This is a genomic window from Klebsiella sp. A-Nf5 (assembly GCF_002810545.1).
In the GTDB taxonomy this organism is placed as follows: Bacteria; Pseudomonadota; Gammaproteobacteria; order Enterobacterales; family Enterobacteriaceae; genus Klebsiella; species Klebsiella variicola.
The window spans coordinates 84,532-108,905 of the sequence record NZ_PIOG01000131.1 but is presented as its reverse complement, the minus strand read 5'-3'; the positions used below and the strand labels follow the sequence as shown (position 1 = coordinate 108,905).

Sequence of the window (24,374 nt, the reverse complement as noted above, 5' to 3'; positions counted from 1 at the left end):
TCACACCTCCTTCGGGTTCGCCAGATAACCGGTGGTATCGCCACACGGCCGGGCATTGGCGTTAGGTTTGATAACGATACTCGGACTGGTAAAGTGCGCCGACGGCAGCGGGGCCACCGCGGCCAGCTGGCCGTGCTTAGCGCGCAGTTCGGCAATCGGCCCGAAATCGAGCGCCCGCAGCGGGCAGGACTCGACGCAGATCGGCTTTTTCCCCTCGGCGACGCGCTCGTGACAGCCGTCGCACTTGGTCATATGGCCTTTGTCGGCGTTGTACTGCGGGGCGCCGTACGGACAGGCCATATGGCAGTAGCGGCAGCCAATGCACACCTCTTCGTTGACCACGACAAAACCGTCTTCACGCTTGTGCATTGCCCCGCTCGGGCAGACCTTGGTGCAGGCCGGATCCTCGCAGTGGTTACAGGCGATGGAGAGGTAGTAGGCGAACACGTTCTGCTGCCAGACGCCGTTGTCCTCCTGCCAGTCGCCGCCGGCATACTCATAGATGCGGCGGAAGCTGACCTCCGGGGTCAGGTTCTTGTAATCCTTACAGGCCAGTTCGCAGGTCTTGCAACCGGTGCAACGGGCGGAATCAATAAAAAATCCATACTGAGTTGTCATCGGTTACTCCTTACAGCTTCTCAACCTGGACGAGGTTGGTATGCGACGGGTTCCCCTTCGCCAGCGGCGAAGGACGCTGGGTGGTCAGCACGTTGATGCTGCCCGCCTGATCCACCCGCGAAGCGTCCGGGTTATACCAGGCCCCTTCCCCCAGCGCGACAACGCCCGGCATCATGCGCGGCGTCACCTTCGCTTCGATATGTACTTCACCGCGGTCGTTGAAGATGCGAATGCGATCGCCGTTGGCAATACCGCGCTTGCGGGCGTCGATCGGGTTAATCCACATCTCCTGCCGACAGGCGGCCTTCAGCACATCGACGTTGCCGTAAGTTGAGTGAACGCGCGATTTATAGTGGAAGCCGGTCAGCTGTAGCGGGTATTTCGCTGTCAATGGATCGTTGTAGTTTTCGAAGCCCGGGGTATAGATAGGTAGCGGATCGATAACATCCCCTTCCGGGAGTTCCCAGGTAGCCGCGATTTTCGCCAGCGCCTGCGAGTAAATTTCGATCTTGCCCGACGGCGTGGTCAGCGGATTGGCCTGCGGATCCTCGCGGAAGGCTTTGTAGGCCACATGGTGTCCTTGCGGATCGCGCTGCTTATAAATGCCTTGCTGGCGGAAGGTGTCGAAATCTGGCAGATCGGGAATCGCTTTCTGCGACTTCTCATACAGATAGCGCATCCAGCCTTCCTGGGTACGGCCTTCTGTAAACTGCTGCTCCACGCCGAGGCGTTTTGCCAGCTCGGTGGTCATCTCATAGATGGTTTTGCATTCGAAACGCGGCTTGATGGCCTGATCGGCAAAGATGACGTAGGACATGTTGCCGCAGGAGGCATCCAGCGCGAAATCCATCTGCTCGGAGGCGGTGCAGTCCGGCAGCAGAATATCGGCGTATTTCGCTGACGAGGTCATATGGCAGTCGATGACTACGATCATCTCGCACTTCTTGTCGTCCTGCAGGATCTCATGGGTACGGTTGATCTCAGAATGCTGGTTAATCAGGCAATTGCCCGCATAGTTCCAGATCATTTTGATCGGCACGTCGAGCTTATCTTTGCCACGAACGCCGTCGCGCAGCGCGGTCATTTCCGGACCACGCTCGATAGCGTCGGTCCACATAAACATCGAGATACTGGTCTGAACCGGATTCTCCAGCGTCGGCATGCGCTCAAACGGCAGGCTGTAGGAGCCCTCGCGCGCGCCGCTGTTGCCGCCGTTGATCCCGACGTTACCCGTCAGGATAGCGAGCATCGAGATAGCCCGGGTGGCGATTTCGCCGTTGGCGTGACGCTGCGGCCCCCAACCCTGGCTGATATAGGCCGGTTTGGCGGTGGCAATTTCGCGCGCCAGTTTAACAATACGTTCGCGCGGAATACCGGTAATCGTCGAGGCCCACTCCGGCGTTTTGGCGATACCATCAGCGCCCTGGCCAAGAATGTAAGCTTTGTAGTGACCATTGGCTGGCGCACCGGCGGGCAGCGTTTTCTCGTCGTATCCCACACAGTATTTATCGAGGAACGGCTGATCGACCAGGTTTTCGGTGATCATCACCCACGCCAGACCTGATACCAGCGCCGCATCGGTCCCGGGGCGAATCGGGATCCATTCATCTTCGCGTCCGGCGCCGGTGTCGGTATAACGTGGATCGATAATGATCATCCGGGCATTGGATTTCTGCCGCGCCTGCTCAAGGTAGTACGTCACCCCGCCGCCGCTCATCCGTGTTTCGCCTGGGTTATTGCCGAACAGCACCACCAGCTGGCTGTTTTCAATATCCGACGGGCTATTGCCGTCGGCCCAGCCGCCGTAGGTATAATTGAGGCCCTCGGCAATCTGCGCCGAAGAGTAATCGCCGTAGTGGTTGAGATAGCCGCCGCAGCAGTTCATCAGGCGAGCAATCAGCGTTTTCCCCGGCGGCCAGGAGCGTGTCAGCGTGCCGCCGAGCGTGCCGGTGCCATAGTTCAGGTAGATGGATTCGTTGCCGTACTCTTTAATCAGCCGCTGCATATTGCTGGCGATGGTATCGAACGCCTCTTGCCAGCTGATTTGCTCGAACTTGCCCTCGCCGCGTTTACCGACGCGCTTCATCGGGTACTTCAGGCGATCCGGGTTATAGACCCGGCGACGCATCGAGCGACCACGCAGGCAGGCGCGAACCTGATGCAGGCCATCATAGTTATCGTCACCGGTATTATCGGTTTCAACGTATTTAATCGCGCCATCCACCACGTGCATGCGCAGCGGGCAGCGGCTGCCGCAGTTGACGGTACAGGCGCTCCAGACCACCTTCTCGCTGGCGGGAGCCGGTGTATCGGCGGCATGCGCCATACGGGTAAAGGGTAATGTTAGTGCGTTGCTGGCCAGCGCCAGGCCGCCTATTGCCGTGGTTTTCATTAAACCACGGCGGCTTACCTCAGCAGCCAGTAAAGCATCGGGGGCTTTAATTTTCATGGATACTCGCTTTGGTTGCTCACAATAAACTGACAAGCGCTATATAGTCATATATATATTGCTTTGAAATATTATTGGTTTTTTATGCTGATTTAATCCAAAGGGAGTATCACTGCATTCGTAGAATGGATTATTGCCCGGTATCAATAAGGGCGTAAAAAAAGCGCCCGCAGGCGCTTTTAAAAGAGAGGAAGAAAAAATTACCCGATATATTCGAGGCCACGCATATACGGGCGCAGAATTTCCGGGATTTCAATACGGCCATCGGCCTGCTGATAGTTTTCCATCAGCGCCACCAGGGTACGACCTACCGCCAGACCAGAACCATTCAGAGTATGAACGAGACGAGTCTTCTTGTCGGACTTACTGCGGCAGCGAGCCTGCATACGACGCGCCTGGAAATCCCAGACGTTAGAGCAGGAAGAAATTTCACGATAGGTGTTCTGCGCCGGAACCCACACTTCCAGGTCGTAGGTTTTGCAGGCACTGAAGCCCATATCGCCGGTGCACAGCGCGACCTTACGGTACGGCAGACCCAGCAACTGCAGCACTTTCTCGGCATGGCCGGTCATCTCTTCCAGCGCCGCCATGGAGTCTTCCGGGCGCACGATCTGCACCATTTCAACTTTGTCGAACTGGTGCATACGGATCAGACCGCGGGTGTCGCGACCATAGGAACCGGCTTCAGAGCGGAAGCACGGCGTATGGGCGGTCATTTTGATCGGCAGATCGTCTTCGTCGATGATTTCATCGCGCACCAGGTTGGTCAGCGGCACTTCCGCCGTCGGGATCAACGCGTAGTTGCTGCTGTCGGCTTCTTCTTCCAGCGGACGAGTATGGAACAGGTCGCCTGCAAATTTCGGCAACTGGCCGGTGCCATACAGCGTGTCCTGGTTCACCAGGTACGGGACATAGTTTTCGCTATAGCCATGCTGTTCGGTGTGCAGATCCAGCATGAACTGGGCCAGAGCGCGGTGCAGACGGGCCAGTTGGCCTTTCATCACTACAAAACGCGAGCCAGTGAGCTTAACGGCGGCGGCAAAATCCAGCCCCCCGTGCATTTCACCCAGCGTCACGTGATCGCGCACTTCGAAATCGAACTGGCGCGGCGTACCCCAGCGGCTAACTTCAACGTTGTCGTTTTCGTCACGGCCAACCGGCACATCATCATGGGGAATGTTCGGGATCGCCAGGGCAATATCGCGAATTTCCGCCAGCAGCGCTTCCAGTTCGGATTTTGCGGCATCCAGCTGTTCGCCAAGCTTGTTCACTTCCAGGCGTAATGGCTCGATATCTTCCCCGCGCGCTTTCGCCTGGCCAATGGATTTCGATCGGGAGTTGCGCTCCGCCTGCAGGTTTTCCGTTTGCACCTGCAGAACTTTACGACGCTCTTCAAGCGCGCGAAGTTTATCTACATCCAGCTTAAAGCCCCGGCGTGCCAGTTTTTCTGCGACTGCGTCTGGCTCGGTACGCAGCAGATTGGGATCGAGCATGCTTATCCTGTGCTTATCGAATTAAATAAAGAAAAGTGGCCGCAGACTACGACCACGGAAATAATGTAATAACCTTACCGCAACGCCTCAATTAGCGGTAGCGTTTTATCGGGCTATTTTGATCCTGTTCAGCGAGCCAGGCGAGCTTTTCGCCAATTTTGCCCTCAAGCCCCCGGTTTGTCGGGTGATAATAGCGCGTTTGCGCCATTTCCTGCGGGAAGTACTGCTCGCCAGCGGCGTAGGCGTTGGGTTCGTCATGAGCGTAACGATACTCCTGCCCGTAACCCATTTCTTTCATGAGTTTGGTCGGCGCATTGCGCAGATGCACCGGAACGTCATAGTCAGGACGATCGCGGGCGTCGGCCAGCGCCGCTTTAAAGGCGGTGTAGACGGCGTTGCTCTTCGGCGCACAGGCCAGATAGACAATGGCCTGGGCAATTGCTCGTTCACCCTCTGCTGGCCCGACGCGGGTAAAGCAGTCCCACGCCGAAATAGCAACCTGCATCGCCCGTGGGTCGGCGTTGCCGACATCTTCCGAGGCAATCGCCAGGCAGCGGCGGGCAACGTACAGCGGGTCGCCACCGGCAGTGATGATCCGCGCGTACCAGTAAAGTGCCGCATCCGGCGCGCTACCGCGCACCGACTTATGCAGGGCGGAAATCAAATCGTAGAACCGGTCGCCTTTGTTATCAAAGCGCGCGCTGCGCTCGCCGGCGATCTCGGTCAGCAGTTCCGCCTTCAGCACCCGCTTGCCCGAGTCATCGCTCTCGGCCATATCGGCCATCATTTCCAGGGTATTCAGCGCCCGACGCGCGTCGCCGTTCACCAGTTCGCCGATGGCCTTGCGGGTCTCATCCGGCAGAATAATATCCTGCCCACCGTAGCCGCGGGACTTATCGTTCATCGCCTGGTCAAGCACCCGCTCGATATCGTCGGCGGTCAGCGATTTCAGTAAGTAGACGCGGGCGCGGGAGAGCAGCGCTGAGTTAAGCTCAAAGGAGGGGTTTTCGGTGGTCGCGCCAATAAAAGTGATGGTGCCGTCTTCAATATGCGGTAGAAAGGCATCCTGCTGGCTTTTGTTGAAACGATGCACTTCGTCAACAAACAGGATGGTCCGTCGGCCAGCGTTGCGGTTTTGCCGCGCGCGCTCAATGGCTTCGCGGATCTCTTTGACCCCTGAGGTCACCGCCGAGATCCGTTCGACATCGGCGCTGGCGTAGCGGGCAATCACTTCCGCGAGGGTGGTCTTGCCGGTGCCCGGCGGCCCCCAGAGGATCATTGAATGCAGGTGCCCGGCTTCAATCGCCCGCGGCAGGGGTTTACCCGGCGCCAGCAGGTGCTGCTGGCCAATATACTGCGCTAAATTTTCTGGCCGCATACGAGCGGCCAGAGGTTGAAACGCGTTGTCGGAAAAATCGAGCGACAGATTGCTCACTTTCGCCTCTACTTACGTTGATCGTCCACCGTCACCCCTTTCGGCGGCGTAAAGGTGAACTTAGATGCGTCGATTGCGCCATTCTGCTGCGACTTCAGCTGATAACTGCTGCGCTGATCATCCTGCTCGACGGCGCTGAACTGGTGGATGGTGCCATCCCGACCGACGTTGATCGTGAACTGCTTCAGGTTACCGCTGCCACTTTTCGGCGTCAGCACAAAATCATCGCCGTTTTGTTTGATATTGTACTGCTGCCAGTCGCTGGACTGGTTGCGGGCAATCAGCATAAACGGCGTGTTGCTGGTAGCATCTTTCAGCCAGGTCGCCGTGGCCTGCTCAACGAACGGGTTGTAAAACCACAGTGTTTTACCGTCAGAGACGAGGACGCTCTCGTCCGGCTGGGTCATATGCCAGTTAAACAGGTTCGGACGTTTTACCCACAGGTCGCCCTGACCGTCCTGGACGGCATTACCGCTGCCGTCAGTGACTTTCTGCGTGAAGCTGGCATGGAAACTGCTCACTTTATCAAGACGGCTTTTTAAGTCACTGGCCGCATCTGCCCAGACCTGGCTGACGACCATACCAGACAGTAATGCACAGGTGATTGCGAGTTTTTTCATTGTTATTCCTTAATGTGCGTCACTCCCGACGCGGGAGCCTCTTCTGCCCCTAATGTAGGACCGCTGATGGCGGCGGAACAGAAGAATTGGCTGATTTTGCGCTTATTTACCCAACTTTGCACTCATTCAAAGGGCGGCGGTGCCAGCACTTCGCGGTTACCGTTATGGCCCTGCTCGCTGACGATCCCCTGCGCTTCCATCTGTTCAATAATGCGCGCTGCACGGTTATACCCAATGCGGAACTGACGCTGTACGCCGGAAATCGATGCTTTGCGCTTCTCAGTCACAAAGTTGACCGCCTGATCGAACAGCGGATCAAGTTCTTCACCGCCGTCTAAGCCACCACCGCCGCCTTCACTTTCGCTGTCGGAGGTAATGCCATCGACGTACTGCGGACGACCGCGGGCTTTCCAGTCCTGAACCACGGCGTGGACTTCCTGGTCGCGCACAAACGCCCCGTGGACACGCACCGGCGTGGTAGAGTTCGGCCCGGAGTAGAGCATATCCCCCATACCCAGCAGCGATTCCGCGCCGCCCTGATCGAGAATGGTACGCGAGTCGATTTTACTCGATACGGTAAAGGCGATGCGCGTCGGGATGTTGGCCTTAATCAGGCCGGTAATGACATCCACTGACGGACGCTGCGTCGCCAGCACCAGATGGATCCCCGCCGCACGCGCTTTTTGCGCCAGACGGGCAATCAGCTCTTCCACCTTCTTGCCGACGGTCATCATCAGGTCGGCGAACTCGTCCACCAGCACCACGATGTATGGCAGTTTTTCCAGCACCGGATGCACGGCATCCATGCTGTCGCCCGGCTTCCAGTACGGATCCGGAATCGGACGCCCCATGCGCGCGGCCTCCGCGATCTTCTCGTTATAGCCCGCCAGGTTACGCACGCCCAGCGCTGACATCAGCTTGTAGCGGCGCTCCATCTCGTTGACGCTCCAGCGCAGCGCATTGGCGGCGTCTTTCATGTCAGTGACCACTTCCGTCAGCAGATGTGGAATACCTTCGTAGACCGACAGCTCGAGCATTTTCGGGTCGATCATAATGAAACGCACATCTTCCGGCTGCGCTTTGTAGAGCATGCTGAGGATCATGGCGTTCACACCGACTGACTTACCGGAACCGGTAGTACCGGCAACCAGCAGGTGCGGCATTTTCGCCAGGTCAGCCACCACCGGGTCGCCAGCGATGTCTTTACCCAGCACCACGGTCAGCGGCGACGGATTATCGCGGAACTTGGTATTGTCGAGCACTTCACGCAGATAGACGGTCTGACGCTTTTTGTTCGGTAATTCCAGGCCGACATACGGCTTGCCCGGGATCACTTCCACCACGCGCACAGCAACCGTTGACAGCGAACGCGCCAGGTCCCGTGACAGATTCGAGATCCGCGCCGCTTTAACACCTGGCGCCAGATTGAGCTCAAAGCGGGTGATCACCGGGCCTGGCGAGTAGTTAACGACATCCGCTTTGATACGGAAATCGGCCAGGCGTGCTTCTACCAGTCGCGCCATCTGCTCTAAAGCAAAGGTATCCACCGGTTCGACTTCACTGGGCGGCGGCGTTAACAGATCCAGCGACGGCAGCGGCGTGGTCGGTCTTTGCAGCGGACGGCTATCGCCATTACGCATCAGCAGCGGGTGGATCAAGCTCTCCTGCGGCGCAGGCGCAGCAGGCTGATACCCCTGCGGGGCAACCGGTTGTTGCTGCTGCACTGGCTGCGGCGGCACTGGCTGATGGTGTACAGGTTGATGCTGCGCAGCGTGATAACCCTGCTGCGGAGCGGCCGCCGGTTGTTGATAGTGCGGGGCCGGTTGCTGCGGCTGGACTTCCGGTGTCGGCGTAAACAGCGGCTCGCTCGGTCCGTCATTGACCAGCGTCTTCATTGGTGAAAATTCATAATCCGCCGGCGAGAACGGGTTCGCCCCCGGCGGCTGCTCAGCGGCGTAGCGCTGCTGCTGGGTGGCAGCAAACTGACGCGCCAGCTCCGCTTCCGCCGCAGTGTCGGCGTCATCGTCATCAGTCGCGTTATCGTCTTCCCAGCGATGACCATAGCGCTGCTGCTGGGTGGCGGCGAACTGGCGGGCCAGTTCATCCTGCTCCAGAACGTCGGCTTCTTCATCAGAGAGCAGCTCATCGTCATAATGAGGATCGCGTTCCGCCTGCCGCGCACGCTGTTCAGCCTCCCGTTGCGACGGTAGCTTGATGCCGTATGAGGCCAGCTCCCGACGCGTTGGGACACGAACGCGATTTGGTCGCGGTAATTTCGGACCGATGCCTTCTTTCACCTGAACCCGCGGTCCGCTGGACGCCGGGCTGAACAATGGCGCAGCCGCAGCGGATGCGGCAGTTGCTGCCGCCGCGCCGCCGCTGGCGGCCGTTGCCTGATGCACCCCTGCCGCGACCGCAGAGACCACCGTTGTCTCCACTGGCGGTTTGGACGGGGCGGCTGGCGGCGTCAGCGGTTTAGTGGCGATCGGGCTTTCCGGCTCCGGAATAGGCTGATACCAGGAGGCCAGCAGCTCACGTTCACGTGCCCGCTTCTCTTCGACTTCTTCGAAGTAATAGAGCGGTGGACGTTTCACCTCTTCCGGCGCAACCTCTGGTTCTGGCTCCGGTGACGGAACTGGCGCACTTTGCGGCTGATACGCTGCTGGCTCAGGCTGATACGCCTGCGGTGCAGGTTGACCGCCATGCGGATCGTAAGTCGGCTGCTGATACGGTGCCGGCTCAGGCTGATACGCCTGCGGCGCTGGCTGACCGGCATGAGGAGCATAAGCAGGCTGTTGATACGGCGCCGGCTCAGGCTGATACGCCTGCGGAGCAGGTTGCCCGCCATACGGATCGTATGCCGGCTGCTGATATGGCGCCGGCTGTGGCTGATACGCCTGTGGAGCAGGTTGCCCGCCATACGGATCGTATGCCGGCTGCTGATACGGCGCCGGCTCTGGCTGATACGCCTGCGGCGCAGGATGCCCGGCATGCGGATCGTAAGCCGGCTGCTGATGCGGCGCGGGCTCTGGCTGATACGCCTGTGGCGTCGGCTGACCGGCGTGTGGATCGTAAGTCGGCTGCTGATACGGTACCGGTTCTGGCTGGTACGCCTGCGGCGGGTAACCCGCTTCCGGCTGATAAGCAGGCGCAACGCCCTGATGGCCAGCCGCGGATTCAGCCCACGCCTGTGGCGCGGCAGTGGCCGCCGCCGCGGCGCCCACGGGCTCAGCGATACTATGACCATTCAGCAACGGATCGTAAGGGTCGAAATCTCCAGGGCGCGCGGCGCTGGCACCGGAGAACAACACATCATCCTCTGCGGGACGCGCGGCGCTGGCGCCGGAAAACAGGACATCGTCAGCGGCGACAGGCGCTCCGCTGGCGCTGTATTGCACTGACTCTTCCCCGTCATCCATCCGTTTGCCGGAGAAAAGCGCCGCGTCTGTTTTACGTCCCATGGGGTTGGTGAACTTCTCGGCCAGACGCTTACGCCGCGCCAGCGCGCTGCGTAAGATACGGGCACGACGCGACTCCTGCGGGTTTGCCGCTTCGTCTTCATCGTCGTACTCTTCATCGTCGTCTTCGTATTCGCCTTCATCGACCCAGGTATCATCCCGACGGGTACGGTTGCTGGCAAAGGTCAGCACCGACAGGATGCCACCGCCCAATTTTTCCGCAATGCTGACCCACGACCAGCCGGTGAACAACGTCAGACCGGCCGCCCAGATGCACAACAGGGCAATAGTGCCGCCGCTGCTGTGCAGCAGCGGTTGCAGCGTGGTACTCAGCAGGCTGCCGATCACTCCGCCCGAAGCGAAGTACCAGATATCATCGGCGTTAATGGCTGCCAGACCACAGGAGGTCAGGATCAGGGCTAACGCGCCAATGAGGCGCAGGGAAACGGCGAAATAATCAATGTATTCGTCGTTTTCCTGATGCCGCCAGGCAAACCAGCATCCACCGATGATGATCACCGGGATGGTGTAGGCCATGACGCCAAAAATGAAAAAGAGGGTATCGGCAAGCCACGCACCGGGGGCGCCGCCTAAATTATGAATAGGCTCATGCCATGCCGTCTGCGACCAGCTTGGATCCGAGGGATTAAAGCTCAGTAGTGCCGCCATCAGCCAGATGGCGAAGAGGGAGCAAAGGATGAGCATCGCCTCAAGGAGTCGGCGCCCGCTGCTGAGTTTGGTTAGTTTGACTTCTTTGTCTTCGGTGTATTCCTGGCTCAAGAAAGGCTCTCCAGGTATCAGGCTGTTTCCTGCCTGCTGCTAAAACGGACAACAGCGCCGGGTCTCCCCGGCACTGTTGCTGTATGGATTAACAGGAGTGTAATCAAACTACGTCGATTTTGCACCTGTTCCGTGTTAGCGCGTCTTAATAACCAGACGATTACTTTGCTTGACTTCTTCCATCACCACGTAGGTACGGGTGTCGTTTACGCCCGGCAGGCGCAGCAAGGTCTCGCCCAGTAATTTACGATACGCTGACATATCCGGTACGCGGGTTTTCAACAGATAGTCGAAATCACCGGACACCAGATGACACTCTTGAATTTCTTCAAGTTTTTGCACTGCGGCGTTAAATTGCTCAAACACATCCGGCGCGCCACGATTCAGAGTAATCTCAACAAATACCAGAAGTGATGCATCCAGATAATGCGGGTTGAGCAGCGCCGTATAGCCCTGAATAAAACCCTGTCTTTCAAGACGACGCACGCGCTCAAGGCAAGGCGTCGGAGAAAGTCCCACCCGTTTAGAAAGCTCGACGTTAGAAATTCGCCCATCTTTTTGCAATTCATTCAGGATGTTACGATCAATGCGGTCGAGATCTTTGCCAGGGCGCTTCTTGCTATCTACCATTATTATTGTCTCTCTGTATTCCTTCCCTACTCCTGTTCCGGCTCTGTTCCTTCACTGCCAGAGCCCATCCTGTTATTACCCGTACGACAATGGGTAACCCAGGGGTACGTGAGAAGCCCGTTGCCTGACGGCAGTCACCGACATCACGCATGGCGTCTGTCCACACCATGCGTAGATTTCGTTAACCCGGATAAAAATGGCATTTGCGTGCATGAAAATTCGCCGCACGCCAAATACTGCTTTTCTTCTTCCATGAATGTTTTCGCAAAAGCACAGGGGATTGTCAAAGCAAAACATCGATTTTTAGTACAAGATGCCAGATATTCATCATCCCCCCTGGTTGATTCTCATTTTTTCGTCTTATAATTGTCCCGCTGACAGTAGAAATAGTTATATTCTTTGCCGGTAAAATCGCCAATTCATCGGCGGCTTCTATTGCACACATCGTTAACAAAATTGCTGTGCTCTTTTTTTACGACAACAAATTCCCTACAATCTCTGCCCAATGTATGCCAATTAATATGGGGATCTCATGGGCACAGCCAAACACAGTAAACTGCTTATCCTTGGTTCTGGACCTGCGGGATACACCGCGGCGGTCTATGCCGCACGCGCCAATCTGCAGCCGGTGCTGATCACCGGGATGGAAAAAGGCGGTCAGCTGACCACCACGACGGAAGTGGAAAACTGGCCAGGCGATCCTAACGATCTCACCGGCCCGTTGCTAATGGAGCGCATGCACGAGCATGCCGCGAAATTTGAAACGGAAATTATTTTCGACCATATCAGCCGCGTCGATCTGCAAAACCGTCCGTTCCGTCTGACAGGCGATAGCGGTGAGTACACCTGTGATGCGCTGATCATTGCCACCGGCGCATCGGCGCGCTACCTCGGGCTGCCATCGGAAGAGGCGTTTAAAGGCCGTGGCGTTTCAGCCTGTGCGACCTGTGACGGATTCTTCTATCGTAACCAGAAAGTGGCGGTGATCGGCGGCGGTAACACGGCGGTTGAAGAGGCCCTGTATCTGTCCAATATCGCCTCTGAGGTGCATCTGATCCACCGTCGCGACGCCTTCCGCGCGGAAAAAATCCTCATCAAGCGTCTGATGGATAAAGTGGCGAGCGGCAACATCGTGCTGCATACCGACCGCACCCTCGAAGAGGTGACCGGCGACCAGATGGGCGTCAGTGGCCTGCGCCTGCGTGATACCAAAAACAGTGACAACGTTGAGTCTCTGGAAGTGGCAGGCCTGTTCGTCGCCATCGGCCACAGCCCGAACACCGCCATCTTTGAAGGTCAGCTGGAACTGGAAAACGGCTATATCAAAGTGCAGTCCGGGATCCACGGCAACGCCACGCAAACCAGTATCCCGGGCGTATTTGCCGCTGGCGATGTCATGGACCATATCTATCGTCAGGCGATCACCTCCGCCGGCACCGGCTGCATGGCGGCGCTGGACGCAGAGCGTTACCTGGACGGTTTGGCCGACGCTTGCAAATAATCTTTACAAGTCAGTAACAAAGGTAAAGAAGGCGACGAAAAGTCGCCTTTATTTTTGCCGCGATGTAACATTGCCGTGCCCAATATTCCCATAACGATACCTGCAAAGCGCGCAATGAATAAAACCCGTCAACAAGAGTTAACCCGCTGGTTAAAACAGCAAAGTATTATCTCCCGTCGCTGGTTGATGATTTCCCGCCTGCTTGGCGTGGCAAGCGGTCTGCTGATCGTGGCGCAGGCCTGGTTCCTGGCGCGGATCCTGCACCGGATGGTGATGGAAAATATTCCGGCAACCGCCCTGCTGCTGCCGCTGACGCTGCTGGTGCTGGTCTTTGTGCTGCGCGCCTGGGTGGTCTGGCTGCGTGAGCGGGTCGGTTTTCAGGCCGGGCAGCATATCCGCTATGAAATTCGCCGTCAGGTTCTTGACCGCCTCCAGCAGGCGGGCCCGGCCTGGATCCAGGGCAAACCGGCCGGCAGTTGGGCAACGCTTATCCTTGAGCAGATCGATGATATGCACGATTATTATGCGCGCTACCTGCCCCAGATGACGCTGGCGGCCTGCGTACCGCTGCTGATCGTTATCACTATTTTCCCGATTAACTGGGCCGCCGCGTTGATCCTCCTCGGCACCGCCCCGCTGATCCCGCTTTTTATGGCGCTGGTTGGGATGGGCGCCGCCGATGCCAACCGGCGTAACTTCCAGGCGCTGGCCCGCCTCAGCGGCCATTTCCTCGACCGCCTGCGCGGCATGGAAACCCTGCGTATTTTTCACCGCGGTCAGGCAGAAATCGATAATATTCGCGACGCCTCGCAGGATTTTCGCCAACGCACCATGGAAGTCCTGCGTCTGGCCTTCCTCTCCTCCGGGGTGCTGGAGTTTTTCACCTCCCTCTCCATTGCGCTGGTGGCGGTCTATTTTGGCTTCTCTTACCTTGGCGAGCTGAACTTCGGCCACTATGGCGCGGGCGTCACGCTGATGGCAGGCTTCCTGACGCTGATCCTCGCGCCGGAATTTTTCCAGCCATTACGTGACCTGGGCACCTTCTACCATGCCAAAGCTCAGGCCGTGGGCGCCGCAGACAGCCTGAAAACGTTTATGGAAACCCCATTGACCCAGCTGGAGCGCGGCGAAAAAACCTTAAATGATAACGATCTGATTGGCGTGGAAGCGCGCGACCTGGTGATCAAGTCTCCGGAAGGTAAAGTCCTGGCCGGGCCGCTTAACTTTTCACTGCCTGCTGGCGCACGCGTTGTGCTGGTGGGTCAGAGCGGCTCCGGGAAAAGTTCGCTGCTGAACACACTGCTCGGCTTTTTGCCCTACGAGGGCTCGCTGAAGGTCAACGGCGCAGAGCTGCGCGAACTGGACGCCGAACGCTGGCGCCGCCTGTTAAGCTGGGTGGGACAGAATCCCCAGCTACCTGCCGCTACGCTACGGGAGAATGTGCTGCTGGCGTGGCCGGAAGCCAGCGATGCCCAGCTTCGGCTGGCGCTGGATAAAGCCTGGGTCAGTGAGTTTATCGCCCTGTTGCCGGACGGGATCCATACCGCCGTGGGCGATCAGGCGGGTAGTCTGTCGGTAGGTCAGGCGCAGCGTATCGCGGTTGCTCGCGCACTGTTGGTGCCCTGCCGCCTGCTGTTGCTGGATGAACCCGCCGCCAGCCTCGACGCCCATAGCGAACAACGGGTGATGCAGGCCCTGACCCATGCCTCCACCGAGCAAACCACGCTGCTGGTTACCCACCAGCTCGAGGGACTTGCTGACTGGGATGCCGTCTGGGTCATGCAGGACGGACAGATTATCGAGCAAGGCGACTACGCCACGCTGGCCCGCGCCAGTGGGGCCTTCTCGGCGCTGCTGGCCCATCGTCGGGAGGAGATTTAAATGCGCGCACTTTTACCCTATCTGGCGCTCTATAAACGCCATAAATGGATGCTGCTGCTCGGCGTCGTGCTGGCCATCGTGACCCTGCTGGCCAGCATCGGCCTGCTGACGCTCTCCGGCTGGTTCCTCTCCGCCTCAGCGGTGGTGGGTGTCGCCGGGATCTACAGTTTTAACTATATGCTGCCTGCCGCGGGCGTCCGCGGCGCAGCGATTATCCGTACCGCCGGGCGCTACTTTGAGCGTCTGGTTAGCCATGACGCGACCTTCCGCGTGCTGCAGCACCTGCGCGTCTTCACCTTCAGCAAACTGCTGCCCCTCTCTCCGGCGGGGCTGGCGCGCTTTCGCCAGGGTGAACTGCTCAACCGTGTGGTGGCCGATGTCGATACCCTGGATCATCTCTACCTGCGGGTGATTTCACCGCTGGTCGGCGCGCTGGTGGTGATTGTGGTGGTCACCTGCGGATTAAGCCTGCTCGACGTCACTCTCGCGCTGACGCTCGGCGGTATCATGCTGGTCACTCTGCTGGTTATGCCGCCGCTGTTCTATCGCGCGGGTAAACCGGCCGGCGAGAGTATGACGCAGCTGCGCGGTCAGTATCGCCAACAGCTCACTGCCTGGCTGCAGGGCCAGGCAGAGCTGATGGTGTTTAACGCCAGCGACCGCTACCGCGCGCAAATGGAAAAGACCGAGCTCAGCTGGCAGGACGCGCAGCGCCGTCAGGCCGAGCTGACCGCGCTTTCGCAGGCGGTAATGCTGTTAATCGGCGGCATCGCCGTGGTGGCCATGCTCTGGCTGGCGTCCGCTGGCATCGGTGGTAATAGCCAGCCTGGGGCATTGATCGCGCTGTTTGTTTTCTGCGCGCTGGCGGCCTTCGAAGCCCTGGCGCCGGTGACCGGCGCTTTCCAGCATTTAGGCCAGGTAATCGCCTCCGCACGGCGGATTTCACAGATCACCGACCAGCAGCCGGAGGTCACCTTCGTCGAGAGTGAAGCCAGCGTGCCTGCGCAGGTGGCCTTAACCTTCAGGCAGGTTACCTTCCGCTATCCGCAACAGCCCTCCCCCGCCCTGGAGAATATCTCCCTGCAGATTACCGCCGGTGAGCATATCGCCATCCTTGGGCGAACCGGCTGTGGAAAGTCAACGCTGTTGCAGTTGCTCACCCGCGCCTGGGACCCGGCACAGGGAGAGATTTTGCTCAACGGCCAGCCGCTGTCCCAGCTCAGCGAAGCCAGCCTGCGTCTGGCGATGAGCGTGGTGCCGCAGCGCGTGCACCTGTTCAGCGCTACGCTGCGCGACAACCTGCTGCTGGCGGCGCCAGACGCTGACGATGCCGCGCTGTGCACAACCCTCGAGAAAGTGGGGCTGGAAAAGCTGCTGGAAGATGGCGGACTGAACAGCTGGCTGGGAGAAGGCGGACGCCAGCTATCCGGCGGCGAACTGCGCCGGCTGGCGATTGCCCGCGCACTGCTCCACGATGCGCCGCTGATGCTGCTCGATGAGCCGACAGAAGGTCTGGATGCGGCCACCGAAAGCCAGATCCTGCATCTTCTGGCGGAAGTAATGCGCGAGAAAACCGTGCTGATGGTGACGCACCGCCTGCGGGGCCTGGCGCGTTTTAATCAGATAATAGTCATGGACAACGGCCAGATAATTGAGCAAGGTAGTCACGCGGATTTGCTCGCTAAACAGGGCCGGTACTTCCAGTTTAAACAGCGTCTGTAGGCTATTATCTAATTTTTGCTGATGCGTATTGAGGTTAAAATGCGTCTGGTTCAGCTCTCCCGGCATTCTATCGCCTTCCCTTCCCCGGAAGGCGCCCTGCGTGAACCTAATGGCCTGCTGGCGCTTGGCGGCGATCTGAGCCCGGCGCGTCTGCTGATGGCCTATCAGCGCGGTATTTTCCCCTGGTTTTCTCCTGGCGACCCGATCCTCTGGTGGTCGCCCGATCCCCGGGCGGTGCTCTGGCCGGAACAGTTTCATCTCAGCCGCAGTATGAAGCGTTTTCATCAGCGTTCGCCTTATCGCGTCACGCTGAATCATGCCTTTGGCGAGGTGATTGAAGGCTGCGCCAGCGATCGCGATGAAGGCACCTGGATAACCAGCAGTATTGTTCGCGCCTATCACCAACTCCATGAGCTGGGACATGCTCACTCCATTGAAGTCTGGCAGGGGAATACTCTGGTAGGGGGAATGTACGGCGTGGCGCAAGGGGCGCTGTTTTGCGGTGAATCGATGTTCAGCCGGGCAGAAAATGCCTCCAAAACCGCGCTGCTGGTATTCTGTCAGGCTTTTGCGCAGAGTGGTGGTAAATTAATCGACTGCCAGGTACTGAACAATCATACCGCCTCATTAGGCGCGGTGGATATTCCCCGCCGCGATTATCTTGACTACCTGTCAGTATTACGCGGCTACCGCCTGCCCGAGCGATTTTGGGTGCCGCGGGTGCTATTTCCAGGCGCGCAATAAAAATGTTTTCAGCACATTTTGCGTCAGGATGGTATAATTGCGCGGTAGAGTAGCTTCTGCCTGTTGCCCCGCCGCCGTTTGGGAATAATAAGAGTCAGATAACGCCCATCGTTCTGTCACTCCCCTTTACGTTTGCGCCTGTCACGCGGCATAGCTGTGTGTGTTCCGGGCAATGCGCCAAAACTACTTCGGCGATTCATACCCGTCATATATCCGTTGCCGGTGTGCTGACTGTGCGCTTTCCGGCAAGGTGAATTATTCAGGGTAGATACGTAAAACTTTACTTACATGATGAACTTCGGCATTATCTTGCCGGTTCAAAACTACGGTAGTGATACCCCAGAGGACTAGATGGCCAAAGAAGACAATATTGAAATGCAGGGCACCGTACTTGAAACGTTGCCTAACACTATGTTCCGCGTAGAACTGGAAAACGGTCACGTGGTAACTGCGCATATTTCCGGTAAAATGCGTAAAAACTACATCCGCATTCTGACGGGCGACAAAGTGACTGTTGAGCTGACCCCGTACGACCTGAGCAAAGGCCGCATTGTCTTCCGTAGTCGCTGATTGTTTTCGCCCCTAAGGCGTCAGATGCTGAAGGCCGGGATAATTCCCGGTCTTTTCATTTCTGCCACCGGCAAAAAAAAACCGGCCCAGGGCCGGTTTTTACGTTGAAGACATCGCGTTAGTGGGCGGCTTCCGGTTTGTGCTTTTGCGCGCTCTGGAAATCGTAGATCAACGCATTCTTCGCGCTGTCCAGAGACACCGTCACCTGGCCACCATCGACCAGCGAGCCGAACAGCAGCTCGTTCGCCAGCGGCTTTTTCAGGTTGTCCTGAATGACGCGTCCCATTGGACGTGCGCCCATCGCCCGGTCGTAGCCTTTCTCCGCCAGCCAGTCGCGCGCTTCCTGACTGACTTCCAGGGAGACGCCTTTCTGGTCCAGCTGGACCTGCAGCTCAACGATAAACTTGTCGACAACCTGATGGATCACCGTGGTAGAGAGATGATCGAACCAGATAATGTTGTCGAGGCGGTTACGGAACTCCGGCGTAAAGATCTTCTTGATCTCATCCATTGCATCCGGACTGTTGTCCTGCTGAATAAGGCCAATCGATTTACGCTCAGTTTCCCGCACCCCGGCGTTCGTGGTCATCACCAGCACCACGTTGCGGAAGTCCGCTTTACGCCCGTTGTTATCAGTCAGCGTACCGTTATCCATCACCTGCAGCAGCAGGTTGAACACATCCGGATGCGCTTTTTCGATCTCATCAAGCAGCAGCACCGCGTGCGGATGTTTAATCACCGCATCGGTCAGCAGCCCACCCTGATCGAAGCCAACGTAACCCGGAGGCGCCCCGATTAAACGGCTGACGGTATGACGTTCCATATATTCGGACATGTCAAAACGCAGCAGCTCAATACCCAGCGCCTTCGCCAGCTGCACGGTCACTTCGGTTTTCCCGACCCCGGTAGGCCCGGCGAACAGGAATGACCCAACCGGCTTGTGCTCATGGCCCAGCCCGGCGCGCGCCATTTTGATGGCTTCGGTCAGCGCCTCAATGGCTTTATCCTGACCAAAGACCAGCATTTTCAGACGGTCGCCAAGGTTTTTCAGCGTATCGCGATCGCTCTGGGAGACACTCTTCTCAGGGATCCGCGCAATACGCGCCACCACTGACTCGATATCCGCCACATTAACCGTTTTCTTACGCTTGCTGACCGGCATTAAGCGCGCCCGCGCGCCCGCTTCGTCAATGACGTCAATCGCCTTATCCGGCAGATGACGATCGTTAATGTATTTTACCGCCAGCTCAACCGCCGCACGCACCGCCTTAGCGGTATAACGCACGTCATGGTGCGCTTCGTACTTCGGCTTCAGGCCGTTGATAATCTGCACCGTCTCTTCCACCGACGGTTCGGTGATATCGATCTTCTGGAAACGACGGGCCAGCGCACGATCTTTCTCAAAGATGTTGCTGAACTCCTGGTAGGTGGTGGAGCCGATCACCCGGATCTTGCCGCTGGAAAGCAGCGGTTTGATCAGGTTAGCCGCATCGACCTGGCCGCCAGAAGCCGCCCCCGCACCGATAATGGTGTGGATTTCATCAATAAACAGGATGCTGTTGGTATCCTGCTCCAGCTGTTTGAGCAACGCTTTGAAGCGTTTTTCAAAATCGCCACGATATTTGGTCCCTGCCAGCAAAGAGCCAATGTCGAGCGAGTAGATGGTGCAGTCGGCCATCACTTCCGGCACATCGCCCTGCACAATGCGCCAGGCAAGGCCTTCGGCGATCGCGGTTTTACCGACGCCGGATTCCCCCACCAGCAGTGGGTTATTTTTACGGCGACGGCACAGGACCTGAATCGCGCGCTCCAGCTCTTTTTCACGGCCGATCAAGGGATCAATGCCGCCGACGCGAGCAAGCTGATTGAGGTTGGTGGTGAAGTTTTCCATACGTTCCTCCCCGCCGGCTTGCTCTTCATTGCCAGGCTGGCTTCCGCTGTTATCGGAAGACTGGCTCGGCTCGTCTTTGCGTGTACCATGAGAAATGAAGTTCACCACATCGAGTCGGCTGACTTCATGTTTACGCAGCAGGTAAGCGGCCTGCGACTCCTGCTCGCTGAAAATGGCCACCAGCACGTTGGCGCCGGTCACTTCGCTGCGGCCAGAAGATTGCACGTGGAAGACGGCGCGCTGCAGCACACGCTGGAAGCTCAGCGTCGGCTGGGTGTCGCGCTCTTCTTCCGTGGCTGGCAGGACGGGTGTGGTTTGTTCGATGAAGGCTTCAAGTTCCTGACGCAATGCCACCAGGTCCACTGAACACGCTTCCAGGGCCTCACGGGCCGAGGGGTTGCTTAGCAGAGCCAGCAGCAAGTGCTCGACGGTCATAAACTCATGACGGTGCTCGCGCGCTCTGGCGAAAGCCATATTTAAACTGAGTTCCAGTTCTTGATTGAGCATAGGCACCTCCCCCAATTTTCATGCCTGTATTCAGGCTTTTTCCAGCGTACACAGCAATGGATGCTCGTTCTCCCTCGCGTACTGATTCACCATAGCGACTTTGGTCTCCGCCACTTCCGCGGTAAACACGCCACAAATCGCCTTACCTTCATAGTGAACCGTGAGCATCAGTTGCGTTGCACGTTCAACATCATAAGAAAAGAATTTTTGTAACACGTCAATAACAAACTCCATTGGAGTGTAGTCATCATTGACCAATATCACTTTATACATAGATGGCGGTTTAATCGCATCACGAACTTCGTCGTCAACCAGGTGCTCGAAGTCCAGCCAATCTCTCTTACTCATCGTCAGTGTTCATCATCGGTTGCTGTTGCCAACAGGCGGAGGCCTGTCGATGACCAGAGGTTATGCTCATCACAAATCTACAACAGATCATAGATAACTATCATCTATCGCTTCTATCCGCGACGGCTGTCACATTCCCCGGCAATAGCGTTAACTGCTTCAAATTTTGACGCATTTTTCGCCTTTCCCCCTCCTCAATCGCTTGACGCGTTTTCGTATTTCTCTAAATTGTAGTGGCGAGAGTTGGCGAGCAATTGAACAACTCGTCACTCCACCACCGGTTCATTCCATCTTACTTATAAAGATTTACGAAGGATGTCGAAGTATGGAAATGGGTACTGTTAAGTGGTTCAACAATGCCAAAGGGTTCGGTTTTATCTGCCCTGAGGGCGGCGGCGAAGACATTTTCGCCCATTACTCCACCATCCAGATGGATGGTTACAGAACGCTAAAAGCCGGACAAGCCGTTCGGTTTGATGTTCACCAGGGGCCAAAAGGCAACCACGCCAGCGTGATCGTCCCTGTGGAAGCGGAAACGGCTGCATAACTCTTTTGCTTCATTGTGTACATCCTGCTAATAAAATGCCAGTCCTTCTGACTGGCATTTTTATTTCTATTCGCGTGCCAGCGCATCCACCGGATCGAGCCGTGCCGCGTTGCGCGCAGGCAGCCAACCAAACAGCACCCCGGTCAACGTCGAACAGAGAAAAGCCGTCACCAGCGCCAGCGGGGAAAAACCGATCTCCCAGCCGGGCAGAAACAGCTGCAGAATAAACGCGATCATCAGCGACAACGTGACCCCCAGCGCACCACCGACCAGGCAAACCAGCACCGCTTCGATGAGAAACTGCTGCAGTACATCGCTGGCCCGCGCGCCAACCGCCATGCGGATGCCGATTTCCCGCGTCCGTTCGGTCACCGACACCAGCATGATATTCATTACGCCAATACCGCCAACCACCAGGGCGATCACCGCTACCAATGTCAGGAACAGCTGTAAGGTATGTGTGGTCCTTTCTGCGGTTTTCAAGATGCTGTCCATATTCCAGGTGAATACATCTTTTTTTCCATGCCGCAGCTCCAGCAGCCGCAGCAGCTGTTTCTCTGCGGTTTCACTGTCATAACCTTCATGAACGCGTACCGTAATGGAGTTCAGCCACGACTGGCCCATCACTCTTCCTGCCATGGTGGTGTAAGGCAACCAGACGCGGAGAATTTTACTGCTGCCAAACATTGACTGTTTTTCATCCGCGACGCCGATCACCGTGGCCGGCATATTGCCCACCAGAATCACCTCGCCCACCACTTTCGCTTTATTGGGAAACAGCTGGCGACGGGTATTGCTGTCGAGCACCACCACCTGCGCCCGACTATTGAGCTGCAGTTCATTAAAGGTATTGCCTTCGCTGAAGGTCATGCCGTAAACATTAAAGTACTGCGGCCCGACCCCTTCCGCGCTGGCGGCAACGTCAATATTGTTGGCGCGCAGGCGCAGGCTTTTCGATACCGCCGGCGTGGCGGAACGCACCCATGGCTGTTTCTGGATCGCCAGCAAATCGTCATATTTCAGCGCCTGCTGATAACGCGGGTCGTCATCGCCAAAATCCTTTCCGGGATAGACATCGATGGTATTGGTGCCGATGGCGCGAATATCCGCCAGCACCATCTGCTTGGCGGCATCACCGACCACCACGATTGATACCACCGACGCAATACCGATAATAATGCCGAGCATGGTCAGCAGGGTGCGCATTTTATTCGCCGCCATCGCTCGCCACGCCATCACCAGCGCTTCGCGAAAGCCACTGGTAAACTGACGCCACGCCGAGGGTTCCGCCTGCTGACGGGCGCGCAGCCCACCGCCCTGGCGGCTGCCGGGTGGATTGCGGACGATCTCGCCATCGCGGATCTCGATGATCCGCTCCGCCTGGGCTGCGACCTGCGGATCGTGGGTGACAATGATGACCGTATGGCCCTGAGCTTTGAGCTGATGCAGGATCGCCATCACCTCTTCGCCAGAATGGCTGTCCAGCGCACCGGTCGGTTCATCCGCCAGAATCACTTCCCCACCGTTCATCAGCGCACGGGCGATACTCACCCGCTGCTGCTGGCCGCCGGACAGTTGCGACGGCTGATAGTCAGCCCGATCGCCCAGCCCCAGACGCACCAGCAGATCATGGGCGCGCGCCAGGCGTGCCCGCCGCTCACTGCCGGCATACACCGCGGGCACTTCAACGTTCTGCGCGGCGGTAAGATGCGACAGCAAGTGGTAGCGTTGAAAGATAAAACCAAAGTGTTCCCGCCGCAGCCGGGCCAGCGCATCGCCATTCAGCTGCGCGATATCGGTTCCCGCCACCCGGTAGGTGCCGCTGGTCGGTTTGTCGAGACAGCCGAGAATATTCATCAGCGTCGATTTACCCGAGCCGGAGGCACCCACGATCGCCACCATCTCCCCCGCATTGATGCTGAGGGTGATCCCCTTCAGTACCTCAACGCTGCCGTCGCCGGAAGGGTAGCTGCGACGAATATCACGCAGCTCAAGCAGCGCCGTCATTTTGCCGCCCCGCTCGCGCTCTCGCCGACGATCACTTCATCTCCCTCATCCAGCCCCTGCACCACCGCGACGTCGGTATCGTTGCGGGCGCCAATGGCAACCTCACGCTCTTTTACCTCGCCGGTGCGCAACAACCGGACGTGATAGCGATTATCACCCACCGCGTCACCCAGGGCGCTCAGCGGGATGGTAATCACGTTTTTCACCTCGGCCAGCTGGATATGCACCTGCGCGGTCATGTCGAGACGCAGGATGCCCTGCGGATTCGGCACCTCGAAGCGGGCATAGTAGAAGATGGCGTCATTGACTTTTTCCGGCGTCGGCAGAATGTCTTTCAGCGTGCCTTCATAGCGAGTCAGCGGATCCCCCAGCACAGTAAACCACGCCTTTTGCCCCGGTCTGAGGTGGATGACATCCGCTTCAGAGACCTGCGCTTTGACCAGCATGGTGCTGAGATCCGCCAGCGTCAGAATGTTCGGCGCCTGCTGGGCGGCGATCACCGTCTGTCCCTGCAGGGTGGTAATTTGCGTCACTTCGCCAGCCATCGGCGCCAGGATCCGCGTGTAGTCGAGGTTGGTCTTCGCCGTGTCGAGCGTCGCCTGGTTACGCTTGATTTGCGCTTCAATGGTACCGATTTGCGCTTGTTTCACCGCCAGGTCGGTGGCTGCGGTATCAAGGTCCTGTCGCGAGACCAGCTGGCGCTGCGCCAGCTGCTGCTGACGGGCCAGAGTCACCTGCGCCAGTTTGCTCTCCGCGCGCGCCTGATTGAGCTGGGCACGCAGTTCCATCAGCGTCGCTTCAACCTCTTTAATTTGGTTTTGCGCCTGCTCCGGATCGATAACCCCCAGCAACTGGTCCTTTTTGACCTTATCGCCGATGTTGACGTGCAGCGTTTTCAACTGCCCGCTGACCTGGGCGCCGACGTCAACTTTCCGCAGGGCATCCAGCTTACCGGTGGCCAGCACGCTCTGCTGGAGGTCACCTTTGCGCACCACCAGCGTCTGGTAGTGCGGCAGCGGCGCATTCAGGATCCGCCATCCCCAGACGGCCAGACCCAGCACAACGATCGCTAACAACCACCAGATTGTCCTGCGTTTTCCCTTCACTTTCATCATCCGATTCCTGCTGTTTCCCTGCCGCTCCAGACGGTGATTCTATCCAAACCCGTCGGCA

General features: G+C 57.8%; 17 protein-coding genes. 6 read left to right on the top strand and 11 right to left on the bottom strand.

Annotated features, from left to right (window positions below; all coding sequences use genetic code 11):
* The 7 genes from CWM53_RS13145 to lrp all read right to left on the bottom strand — a co-directional run bounded on the left by CWM53_RS13145 (nucleotide 1) and on the right by lrp (nucleotide 11,483).
* Complete coding sequence (locus CWM53_RS13145) at nucleotides 1-618, bottom strand: DMSO/selenate family reductase complex B subunit (protein WP_100631472.1); 618 nt, start codon at nucleotides 616-618, stop codon at nucleotides 1-3.
* A gap of 10 nt (nucleotides 619-628) precedes the next feature.
* Nucleotides 629-3,067 (bottom strand): dimethylsulfoxide reductase subunit A, encoded by a 2,439-nt coding sequence (gene dmsA, locus CWM53_RS13140; RefSeq protein ID WP_100631471.1) that lies wholly within the window; start codon nucleotides 3,065-3,067, stop codon nucleotides 629-631.
* Nucleotides 3,068-3,267: 200 nt separating this feature from the next.
* The gene (gene serS, locus CWM53_RS13135) at nucleotides 3,268-4,560 is read right to left on the bottom strand and encodes a serine--tRNA ligase (RefSeq protein WP_049003789.1); all 1,293 of its coding nucleotides are present in this window, start codon (nucleotides 4,558-4,560) and stop codon (nucleotides 3,268-3,270) included.
* Between the two features lie 91 nt (nucleotides 4,561-4,651).
* Complete coding sequence (rarA, locus tag CWM53_RS13130) at nucleotides 4,652-5,995, bottom strand: replication-associated recombination protein RarA (protein WP_061155190.1); 1,344 nt, start codon at nucleotides 5,993-5,995, stop codon at nucleotides 4,652-4,654.
* A gap of 8 nt (nucleotides 5,996-6,003) precedes the next feature.
* Nucleotides 6,004-6,615 (bottom strand): outer membrane lipoprotein chaperone LolA, encoded by a 612-nt coding sequence (gene lolA, locus CWM53_RS13125; protein ID WP_061155191.1) that lies wholly within the window; start codon nucleotides 6,613-6,615, stop codon nucleotides 6,004-6,006.
* Nucleotides 6,616-6,737: 122 nt separating this feature from the next.
* A complete protein-coding gene (gene ftsK / locus CWM53_RS13120; RefSeq protein ID WP_100729793.1) occupies nucleotides 6,738-10,853 on the bottom strand; it encodes a DNA translocase FtsK in 4,116 nt (1,371 codons plus the stop codon).
* A gap of 135 nt (nucleotides 10,854-10,988) precedes the next feature.
* Nucleotides 10,989-11,483 carry a leucine-responsive transcriptional regulator Lrp gene (gene lrp / locus CWM53_RS13115; RefSeq protein ID WP_000228469.1) on the bottom strand — a complete coding sequence of 165 codons (495 nt, stop codon included), beginning with the start codon at nucleotides 11,481-11,483 and terminating at the stop codon, nucleotides 10,989-10,991.
* Nucleotides 11,484-12,015: 532 nt separating this feature from the next.
* Between lrp and trxB the strand changes: the two genes are divergently transcribed.
* The 5 genes from trxB (at nucleotide 12,016) to infA (ending at nucleotide 17,901) form a co-directional block, all read left to right on the top strand.
* Entirely contained in the window at nucleotides 12,016-12,984 is a 969-nt protein-coding gene (gene trxB, locus CWM53_RS13110) for a thioredoxin-disulfide reductase (protein ID WP_012542328.1), read from the top strand.
* Nucleotides 12,985-13,098: 114 nt separating this feature from the next.
* The gene (cydD, locus tag CWM53_RS13105; protein ID WP_100729794.1) at nucleotides 13,099-14,865 is read left to right on the top strand and encodes a heme ABC transporter permease/ATP-binding protein CydD; all 1,767 of its coding nucleotides are present in this window, start codon (nucleotides 13,099-13,101) and stop codon (nucleotides 14,863-14,865) included.
* Nucleotides 14,866-16,587 (top strand): heme ABC transporter ATP-binding protein/permease CydC, encoded by a 1,722-nt coding sequence (cydC, locus tag CWM53_RS13100; RefSeq protein WP_100631468.1) that lies wholly within the window; start codon nucleotides 14,866-14,868, stop codon nucleotides 16,585-16,587. It abuts the gene before it with no gap.
* Between the two features lie 39 nt (nucleotides 16,588-16,626).
* Nucleotides 16,627-17,331 carry a leucyl/phenylalanyl-tRNA--protein transferase gene (gene aat / locus CWM53_RS13095; RefSeq protein ID WP_061155195.1) on the top strand — a complete coding sequence of 235 codons (705 nt, stop codon included), beginning with the start codon at nucleotides 16,627-16,629 and terminating at the stop codon, nucleotides 17,329-17,331.
* A 351-nt stretch (nucleotides 17,332-17,682) separates the two neighbouring features.
* Nucleotides 17,683-17,901: a translation initiation factor IF-1 gene (gene infA, locus CWM53_RS13090; RefSeq protein ID WP_001040187.1), complete on the top strand. Its 219-nt coding sequence runs from the start codon at nucleotides 17,683-17,685 to the stop codon at nucleotides 17,899-17,901.
* Between the two features lie 118 nt (nucleotides 17,902-18,019).
* Here infA and clpA read toward each other — a convergent pair whose 3' ends face one another.
* Both clpA and clpS read right to left on the bottom strand, forming a co-directional pair.
* The gene (gene clpA, locus CWM53_RS13085; protein WP_061155196.1) at nucleotides 18,020-20,299 is read right to left on the bottom strand and encodes an ATP-dependent Clp protease ATP-binding subunit ClpA; all 2,280 of its coding nucleotides are present in this window, start codon (nucleotides 20,297-20,299) and stop codon (nucleotides 18,020-18,022) included.
* 30 nt (nucleotides 20,300-20,329) lie between these two features.
* Entirely contained in the window at nucleotides 20,330-20,647 is a 318-nt protein-coding gene (gene clpS, locus CWM53_RS13080; RefSeq protein ID WP_002896520.1) for an ATP-dependent Clp protease adapter ClpS, read from the bottom strand.
* Nucleotides 20,648-20,972: 325 nt separating this feature from the next.
* On the opposite strand from clpS, the gene cspD reads away from it, so the two are divergent.
* The gene (cspD, locus tag CWM53_RS13075) at nucleotides 20,973-21,194 is read left to right on the top strand and encodes a cold shock-like protein CspD (RefSeq protein WP_002896516.1); all 222 of its coding nucleotides are present in this window, start codon (nucleotides 20,973-20,975) and stop codon (nucleotides 21,192-21,194) included.
* A gap of 66 nt (nucleotides 21,195-21,260) precedes the next feature.
* On the opposite strand, the gene macB is transcribed toward cspD, so the two are convergent.
* Both macB and macA read right to left on the bottom strand, forming a co-directional pair.
* Nucleotides 21,261-23,201 (bottom strand): macrolide ABC transporter ATP-binding protein/permease MacB, encoded by a 1,941-nt coding sequence (macB, locus tag CWM53_RS13070; RefSeq protein ID WP_061155197.1) that lies wholly within the window; start codon nucleotides 23,199-23,201, stop codon nucleotides 21,261-21,263.
* Complete coding sequence (gene macA / locus CWM53_RS13065; protein ID WP_061155198.1) at nucleotides 23,198-24,313, bottom strand: macrolide transporter subunit MacA; 1,116 nt, start codon at nucleotides 24,311-24,313, stop codon at nucleotides 23,198-23,200. Before macA ends, macB begins: the two co-directional genes overlap by 4 nt.
* Nucleotides 24,314-24,374: the final 61 nt, after the last annotated feature.